The 8,624-nt window shown below is 67.9% G+C and carries 5 protein-coding genes; 2 read left to right on the top strand and 3 right to left on the bottom strand.

Features of this window, described 5'->3' with window-relative positions; translation table 11 throughout:
* Nucleotides 1–527: 527 nt before the first annotated feature.
* Both N4G42_RS06090 and N4G42_RS06085 read right to left on the bottom strand, forming a co-directional pair.
* Nucleotides 528–2,654 carry a diguanylate cyclase domain-containing protein gene (locus tag N4G42_RS06090; RefSeq protein ID WP_260666538.1) on the bottom strand — a complete coding sequence of 709 codons (2,127 nt, stop codon included), beginning with the start codon at nt 2,652–2,654 and terminating at the stop codon, nt 528–530.
* Between the two features lie 389 nt (nt 2,655–3,043).
* Entirely contained in the window at nt 3,044–3,667 is a 624-nt protein-coding gene (locus N4G42_RS06085) for a Crp/Fnr family transcriptional regulator (protein WP_056060781.1), read from the bottom strand.
* Nucleotides 3,668–3,958: 291 nt separating this feature from the next.
* Between N4G42_RS06085 and N4G42_RS06080 the strand changes: the two genes are divergently transcribed.
* Nucleotides 3,959–4,999 (top strand): porin, encoded by a 1,041-nt coding sequence (locus N4G42_RS06080; protein ID WP_260666537.1) that lies wholly within the window; start codon nt 3,959–3,961, stop codon nt 4,997–4,999.
* A gap of 73 nt (nt 5,000–5,072) precedes the next feature.
* Here N4G42_RS06080 and N4G42_RS06075 read toward each other — a convergent pair whose 3' ends face one another.
* On the bottom strand, nt 5,073–6,428 hold the full coding sequence (locus N4G42_RS06075) for a glycerate kinase (protein WP_260666536.1): 1,356 nt from the start codon (nt 6,426–6,428) through the stop codon (nt 5,073–5,075).
* Nucleotides 6,429–6,529: 101 nt separating this feature from the next.
* Here N4G42_RS06075 and N4G42_RS06070 point away from each other — a divergent pair, with 101 nt between their 5' ends.
* The gene (locus N4G42_RS06070; protein WP_260666535.1) at nt 6,530–8,407 is read left to right on the top strand and encodes a phosphodiesterase; all 1,878 of its coding nucleotides are present in this window, start codon (nt 6,530–6,532) and stop codon (nt 8,405–8,407) included.
* The last annotated feature ends 217 nt before the right edge of the window (nt 8,408–8,624 follow it).

The following is an 8,624-nucleotide window of genomic DNA, read 5'->3' as shown; positions in this document are numbered from 1 at the left end:
CTGTCTGCGTCCCCTGCGCTTCGCTACGGGGCAACCTGCGGTGCTCGGGTTTGGCGGGGTCTCGCTCAACTCGCGCCGCTGCGCGTCGCTCAGACACACGCGAGCCCTGATCCGCCAAACCCTGCGCTCCTCGGCGCATCCAGAGGGGCCTGAGGAGCAGAACAGCCACACGGGCCATCGCTGCGCTCGGCCCCGGATCGCGGGCGCAAGCGCCTCGCGCTGCGCAGCCTGGGCCGAGCGCAGCAATGGCCTGAATGGTTGTTCGGCTGTTTGGCTGTGGGCTGTTTGGCTCCCAACCCCTGCTGGCTGCGCCTGCGGCGGGGCGAAGCGCCGGGGTCGCAGACTGGGGGTCGCCTTTTCTTTGGTGACTTTCTTTTGGCGAAGCAAAAGAAAGTTACTCGCACGCCGGGCGACTCCCGGCCTCCGCCCTCAACACAGGCAAGCAGCCCAATCAGCACAATGACCAGACACTACAAAATCAATAGCTACCAGCCTATATCCCACTAGCGCATCCAGCCCAAAAGCCCTCAAACAGGCCCCAAAGCCATCCGCCCCGAAGAAGTCACCGACGCATCCCTCGCATGCCGCGTCTCCACCCGGTTGCGCCCCGCCCGCTTGGCGTCATAACAAGCCATGTCCGCCGCATACAACACCGACGGCACATCCTGCAAGCTGGCGTCCAGCACCACCAGCCCGATGCTCACCCCCAGCGTAAAACTGCGCCCCTGGTACGACGGCTCCCACGCACGCACCGCCGCACGCAACTGCTCGGCCACGGCCTGGCCGCGTGCCAGCGCACAGCCAGGCAACACCACCGCAAACTCGTCCCCGCCCAACCGCGCCGCCCAGCCGATCTGCCGTACATGTGACGCCAGCAGCCGGGCCACATGGCGCAGCACATCGTCACCCGCGTCGTGGCCCGCAATGTCGTTGACCACGGTGAAATGGTCCAGGTCGAGGAACAGCACCACGCCGTCGCCCTGGGTCTCACCGCCCTCCTCATCGGCGGCGGGCACCACAGCGCGCTGGCGGGCCGACCGCTCCGCCATCAGCTGGCCCAGGCGCTCGTCAAACGCGGCGCGGTTGTACAGCTGCGTCAGCGCGTCGTGCGCGCGACCCCAGGACTGCTGCACCTGGGCCTCGCGCGCGGCGGTGATGTCTTCCAGAATCCACACAGTGCCACCGTGCACCTCCTCGGGGCGCACGCCCTGGCCCTGCACGCGGGCCCACACGGGGGTGCCGTCCTTGCGCAAAAAGCAGACATCGCCGTCGAACGCGCCATGCGCCGCCACCTCGGCGCGCACACGATCGCCCACCTGGGCATAGTCAGCGTCGCTGGCGTACAGGATGCGCGCGGGGCGGCCCTGCAGCTCCTGCGCGCTGTAGCCCAGCATCACGCAGGCCTGGTGGCTCACCACCTCCAGCATGCCGTGGCGGGTGATGACGATGCCCACCGGGGCGCTGTCCAGCACGGCCTGGAACTGGCCGACCACCGTGTCCTTGCGCGACTGCTGCAGGCTGCCCTGCTGCACCAGGCCCTGGAACACCCGCACCAGTTCGCCCACCTCGCCGCCTGCGCGGGGCCAATGCACATCTTGCGCAGGCTGCTGGCGCGCGCTGGTCCTGAGCAACTGGCGCGCCTTGAAGGTCAGCTGCGCCAGCGGCTGGGCCATCCAGCCCATCAGCGCCACCGCCAGCAGCATGCACAGCACCATGCTGGCCACCGCCAGCCACCAGGCTTCGCGCTGGGCACCGCGCAGCGGTGCCAGCAGCGCCTGCGACTGGCTCACGCGCGCCACGATCCACTGCGGCAGCGGCATGCCCGCCATGCTCACGATGTGGTCGGACTGCACATGGGTCATGCCCCGCCCCACCACCGGCTGGGCCTGGCTTTGCCAGCGCGTGTACACCGGGGCCAGGCCCACTTCGTCACGCACCTGGCCCAGCACGCGGGTGGGGTCGGAGTGCGACAGGATGGTGCCGTCGCGGGTGAAGACAATGAGCTGCGAGTCATCGCGCGCGGGCAGCGTCATCGACGGTGGCAGCAGGCTTTGGGATTGCAGGCGCAACGCGCCTGCCACCACGCCCACCACCGTGCCGTCTTCGCGGTGCAGCGGCATGGTGAACATGACGCGCGCCTCGCCCCTGCGGCCGGCGATCAGCTCAGACACCAGGGGCTTGCCATCCACCAGGGTGCGGCGCAGGGCATCGCGTTCGGTGGGGTCCAGGTCCGCAGCCTTTTCGATCTGACCGGCGCGCAAATTCAGGCGCAGTTCGCCGTTGTCGCGGGCGACCTGCATGGTGTCGAAGAATTGCACCGCAGGCAGGCCCTGCTGCAGCAGCCATTCCAGCGACGAGGGTGACTCCAGCATCGCCGGTGTGATGCCTGCGGCCACGGTGCGCAGCACCTTCTGGCTTTGTTCGATCTTGCTGGCCAGCAACCGGGCCACCACCTCGACCTCGTCGGTCTGCTGGCTCACCACCCGGCGCATGGCCTCCTGCCCGGAGGCCCGAGTCACCAGCCAGGCGGCCACCGCCCCCGACAGCGCCACCGCCAGCGCCGCCACCAGCATCAGCCGCAGCACCAGGGCGCCGGGCACCAGCCAGCCCGGATCAAGGTCCGGGGCTGCCTTGGGGCCGGGCGACGGCGTCATGGACGCTTCCCCCCTGCAGGCTGATGGGCACGCTCAAAGTTCGGCATGGGGACGGGTCATGGCAGACATGTCCCAACAAATATACGCAGGGCCTGTGCCCGGGGGCTTGGGTGGAACCCTGGGTAAAGCCAAGGAAAAACCCTGAGCCCGTCGGGGTGCGGGAAGGGTACGGGAAGGGTGTGTGGAGGGATGGAAGCGGACTGCGGCAAGGGCCCTGCAGCGTGGTGCCAGCTCCCACAGCCAGGCAGAACGTGCCACCAGCCAAGGCGCATCACCCCGGGGTGCGGGGCTTGTCAGCAAATGCAACGCAAGGGCAGTCCGTGGCTGCCGGCTGGCGCAACCCGACAGTCGCTGCAGGGCGTCGAGAGCGCGGTGTCAAGAACGCTGTGTCAGCAGCCCGCCATCGACTGCAATGCCCGTGGCTGGGGCAGCGCCAGCACATTGCCGGTGCCGTGGATCAGGCCCAGCTCGCGCAGGTGGCGCAGCACGCGCGAGAAGGTTTCGGGCGCAATGCCCAGCTGCGCCGCAATCAGGCGTTTGCGCTGGTGCAGGGTGACCTGCATGGCACCGCTGTGGTCGGGCTGGGCGTGGTTCAGCAGCCACTGCGCGCAGCGCGATTCGGCGTCCTGCGCCAAGCGGCTCACGGCCAGCTCGGACTGCTGCCGGTAGCCCTGCGCCATGTCCAGCAGCAGCCCGCGCGCGCCCGCAGGCATGGCGGCCAGGCTGCGGCGAAACTCTTCGATGGGGATGCGCCGCACATGCACGCGCGTGTCGGCCACCATGTCCACCGGTAGCGGCAGGCCCATCAGGGCCGACGCGGCGTCGAGCCAGAACGGCCCCTCGACGGCACCGAGCTGGTGGCGCAGGAAACCGTCGTCCAGCACACCGCGCAGCACACGGCCGTTTTCGAGGTGCAGCACCGTCGTCAGCACCTCATTGCGCCTGCGCAGCACTTCGCCGGGGGCGATCACCTCGGTGTCAGCGGGCAGAGAAAAAAGGGTAGATGGCAGCATGGAAGCCACTGTGCCGTGCGGCTGCGCCCGTGGCATTGAGCCACATCAAATCCGCACCATGTCGCCCGCCCGGCACGCCCCAGGTTTGCGCCAAAACACACGAAAACTGCGCCAGCAACGTGCATGGGTGCGCCCTGACCCGGCCAAAAGTATGTAAACAGGTGTTGCGCCAGGGCATGGAACTTGCGATGCCCCAACGGCGGGCCCCGCCCTGCACCACGGTGCAACAGGGGCCGCGTCTCCCCTTGCACCCGCCGGACCTCCGGCGCTTTCTTCCCCAGGAATCACTCCATGAAAAAAAACCTGATTGCACTGTCTCTATCGCTCGGTGGCGCCCTGCTGTGCTCCACCGGCGCCCAGGCCCAGAGCTCCGTCCAGCTGATGGGCTTGACCGATGTGTTTGTGGGCTCCCTGAAAAACGCCGGTGACGCCGGCAGCAGCAAGGTGGTCAACAGCGGTGGCATGACCACGTCGTGGTTCGGATTCAAGGGCACCGAAGACCTGGGCGGCGGGCTCAGGGCCAACTTTGCGCTCACCTCGTTCATCAAGGTGGACAGCGGCATCCAGGGCCGATTTGCCAACGACACGTTCTTCTCGCGCGATGCCAATGTGGGCCTGAGCGACAGCTGGGGCACCGTGACCGTGGGGCGCGGTCTGGCGCCCAACTTCCTGCCGTCCATCCTGTCGAACCCGCTGGGCGACTCGTTCACCTTTGCACCGCTGATCCTGCACATGAACGTGCCTCTGTTCAACGGCACGGGCTGGGGTTCGACCACGCCGTCCGACACGGGCTGGTCCAACGAAATCATCTACAGCACGCCCAACCTGGGCGGCCTGACCGCCAACCTGCACTACCAGTTTGGCGAGGTCGCGGGCGACAGCAGCAAGAAGAACGTGGGCATCAACGCGCTGTACTTCAACGGCCCCATCGCCCTCACCGGCTTCTACGAGCGCGACCAGATGAGCAACCCCGCCGTGCCCAGCACCTACCTGGGCACCACCAAGACCGACTGGATGCTGGGCGGCGCGTATGACTTCGCGATCGTGAAGGCCTTTGCGAGCTACGGCCAGGCCAAGGCCGACAACACCACCAACAAGGCCAAGACGACGCAGCTGGGCGTGTCGGTGCCCGCAGGCGCCACCGGCAAGGTGCTGGCATCGTGGGCGCAGACCAAGATGACGGCCACCGACATCTCGCGCAAGACCTTCACCGTGGGGTATGACTACTTCCTGTCCAAGCGCACCGATGTGTATGTGATGGCCATGAACGACCGCATCACCAACCAGACCAAGGGCAACAGCTTCGGCGTGGGCATCCGCCACCGGTTCTGAGGCCTGCACAGGGCTTCTGGGGCCTTCTTCAAGCCCCAGCAGCCCCAGGCGCTAGTGCAATATGCCTGAGCAGCTACAAAATCAGTAGCGCCCGAAAATCGTTCACGTTGGTGTGCGTAGGGCCGGTGACCAGCAGGTCGTCCAGCCCCGCAAAAAATCCCCAGGCGTCGTTGCGCGCCAGGTGGTCGTCGATGCGCAGGCCTGCAGCGCCTGCGCGCGCAAGCGTGTCGGGGCACACAAAGGCCCCCGCGTTGTCTTCGCTGCCGTCGATGCCGTCGGTGTCTGCCGCCAGCGCCCACACGGCGGGCTCGCCCTGCAACGCCTGCGCCAGGCCCAGGCAAAACTCACCCGCACGCCCGCCCCGCCCCCGGGACACACCGGGTGCACGCGGACGCACGGTGACGGTGGTCTCCCCCCCCGACAGGATCACACACGGCGCCGCAAACGGCTGGCCGCGCCGCGCCACCGCGCGGGCCAGCGCCGCATGCACCTTGCCCACTTCGCGCGACTCGCCCTCGATCTCGTCCGACAGCACATGCGCAGGCAGCCCCGCCGAACGGGCCAGCGCGGCCGCGGCCTCCAGAGCCTGCTGCGGCGTGGCGATCAGATGCACGGCATGCCCGGCAAAACGGTCGTCGCCAGGTTTGGGCGTCTCCAGGCGGCCTTCCTCCAGCGCAGTGCGGATGGCCGGGGGTACCTCGATGCCATAGCGCGCCAGAATGGCCAACGCATCGGCGCAGGTGGTCGCATCTGGCACGGTGGGGCCACTGGCAATCACCGACGGGTCGTCGCCGGGCACGTCGCTGATGGTGAGCGTGACCACGCGCGCTGGCGCACAGGCCGCCGCCAGGCGCCCGCCCTTGATGCGCGAGAGGTGCTTGCGCACGCAGTTCATCTCGCCAATGTGCGCGCCGCTGTCGAGCAGGGCGCGGTTGATGCGCTGCTTGTCTTCCAGCGTCACCCCGTCGCAGGGCAAGGTCAGCAGGGACGAGCCCCCGCCCGAGATCAGGCACAGCACCAGGTCGTGCTCCGTCAGCCCCTGGGTCAGATCGAGAATGCGCTGCGCCGCGGCCAGCCCCGCCGCATCGGGCACGGGGTGCGCGGCCTCGACCACCTCGATGCGCTGCGGCACGCCCGCAGGCCGGGGCGGCACATGCCCGTAGCGGGTGACCACCAGGCCCGACAGGGGCGCGTCCTGCGGCCACAGGGCCTCCAGTGCCTGGGCCATGGCGCCCCCCGCCTTGCCCGCGCCCAGCACCAGGGTGCGGCCCCCGCTCTCGCGGCTGGGCGGCTGGGGCAGCCACTGGCGCATGCCGTGCAGGGGTTGTGCGCTGTGCACTGCGGCATCAAACAGCGCCTTCAGAAAGGCGCGGGGATGGGTGCGGTAGTCCGGCAGGGAGGGACTGGCTGGCTGGGTTTCTGGGTGCATGCCGCGCATTGTGCAGCGGTAGTACCAGTCACGTTGCTGTAACCAGTCTGTCACACGCCACCGGTATCGTCGGCACCCTTGCTCAGGGACCCACAACAGCCATGCACAACACCCCATGGAGCCGACTGGAGGCGATGATGGCGCTGCTATCGCCCGCCGCCCGCCAGGGCACCGGCCCCCTGGCGCGGCTGATGCGCGAGGGCGGGCTGTACTGCGTGTTCCAGCCCCTGGCCGACCTGCGCGAGGGCCAGGTGTACGCACACGAGGCACTGATACGTGGCCCCCAGAACACCCCGCTGCACACCCCCGACAAACTGCTGGAGCTGGCCCGGCACGAGGGCATCCTGCAGGACTTTGAGCTGCTGTGCGTTTACACCGCCATGGAGCAATGGGGCCGGCACGACGCGCCGGGCCGGCTGTTTGTGAACATCAGCGCCGATGCGCTGGTGCATGGCGTCCAGCTGATCGGCGCCACCGAGCTGGGCAACACCGTGCGCAGCCTGGGCCTGAGCGCTCGCATGCTGGTGCTGGAGATCACCGAGCACGAACGCGTGACCGACATGCCCCAGCTGCGCCAGGCCATCAAGGCCGTACATGCCTGCGGCGCGCGGCTGGCGCTGGACGACTTTGGCGATGGCCGCTCCAGCCTCAGGCTGTGGTCCGAGGTGAAGCCCGACTTCGTGAAGATCGACAAATACTTCATCCGCGACATCAGCGACCACCCCGAGAACCTCCAGATGCTGCAGGCCATCAAGGGCATTGCCGACGTGTTCGGCACCCAGCTCATCGCCGAAGGCATCGAAACCCGCGACGACCTGCGCGCGCTGCGCGACCTGGACATCCCCCTGGGCCAGGGCTGGCTGCTGGGCCGCCCGGCCATGGCGCCGCGCGAGGCGGTGGACGACGCGGCGCTGGAGGTGATGCACGACCGCCGCGTGGCCGTGCTGCCGCACCTGGGCCAGACCGCGCGCCCAGGCATCCTGCGCAGCCTGCTGGTGGTGCAGGCACCCACCGCAGCGCCCGCCACCAACAACGACGCCGTGGCCGCCCTGTTCCGCCAGCACACGGACCTGCACGCGCTGGCGGTGGTAGACGGGTCGCGCCCCGTGGCCCTCATCAACCGCCAGCAGTTCATGAATCATTACGCCACGCCGTACTTCCGCGAGGTGCATGGCCGCAAGTCCTGCCTGGCGTTTGCCAACCTGGCGCCGCGCGTGGTCGAGCTGGACTGCGATGTGGACCAGCTCGTTGGCATCCTCACCTCGCAGGACCAGCGCTACCTGAGCGACGGCTACATCGTCACCGACAACGGCCGCTACCTGGGCCTGGGCACCGGCGACCAGCTGGTGCGCGCCGTGACCGAGACCCGCATCGAGGCCGCGCGCCACGCCAACCCACTGACTTTTCTGCCGGGCAACATTCCCATCAGCCTGCACATCCAGCGCTTGCTGGAAAGCGGCACCGAGTTCGTGGCCTGCTATGCGGACCTGAACAACTTCAAGCCCTTCAACGACCACTACGGCTACTGGCGCGGCGACCAGATGATCCGCCTGGTGGCGCGCCTGGCCACGGCACACTGCGACGCACGCAGCGACTTTGTGGGCCATGTGGGCGGGGACGACTTCATGCTGATCTTCCAGAGCAGCAACTGGCTGCAGCGCTGCAAGAACATCGTGGACGAGTTCGCACGCGAGGCCGTCACGCTGTTCGACGACAGCGCACGGCTGGCAGGCGGCATCCATGCCGAGGACCGGCATGGCGTGCAGCGGTTCTTTCCGTGCACCACGCTGGCCATCGGCGCCGTGCGCATCACGCCCGGGCGCTTTCGGCATGCCGAAGAAGTGGCCAACCTGGCCGCCGTGGCCAAGCATGAGGCGAAGCAGGCATCAACCGGGGTGGTGCTGCATGGCGGGTTTACCGAGTCGAGCCTGGGGGCGGTGGCTGCCACGCGGGCGCTGCAGGATGTTTTGGCAGCGTAGGGCCTGTTTGGATCGCATACCCAGGACGCAACACCGACGCAAAAACGGGGTTCTGGCTTGCCGGCATTGAGTCCTCGAAGCTGCTCGGCTTAAGGCAAAAAAGTCCGCTTCGGTCCCTTTGTAGCCGCTCGCTGAAGCGTGAATCAGTCTTTGAAAATGCGTGTCCGGCGACCTATCGGGCACTCAAGTTCAAAGCAATGACGCCCAAAACAATGAA

It is taken from the genome of Acidovorax sp. K2F (assembly GCF_025246485.1).
GTDB lineage: Bacteria > Pseudomonadota > Gammaproteobacteria > Burkholderiales > Burkholderiaceae_C > Acidovorax > Acidovorax delafieldii.
The sequence above is the reverse complement of the archived record's forward strand: the minus strand, read 5'-3'. Positions and strand labels throughout refer to the sequence as shown.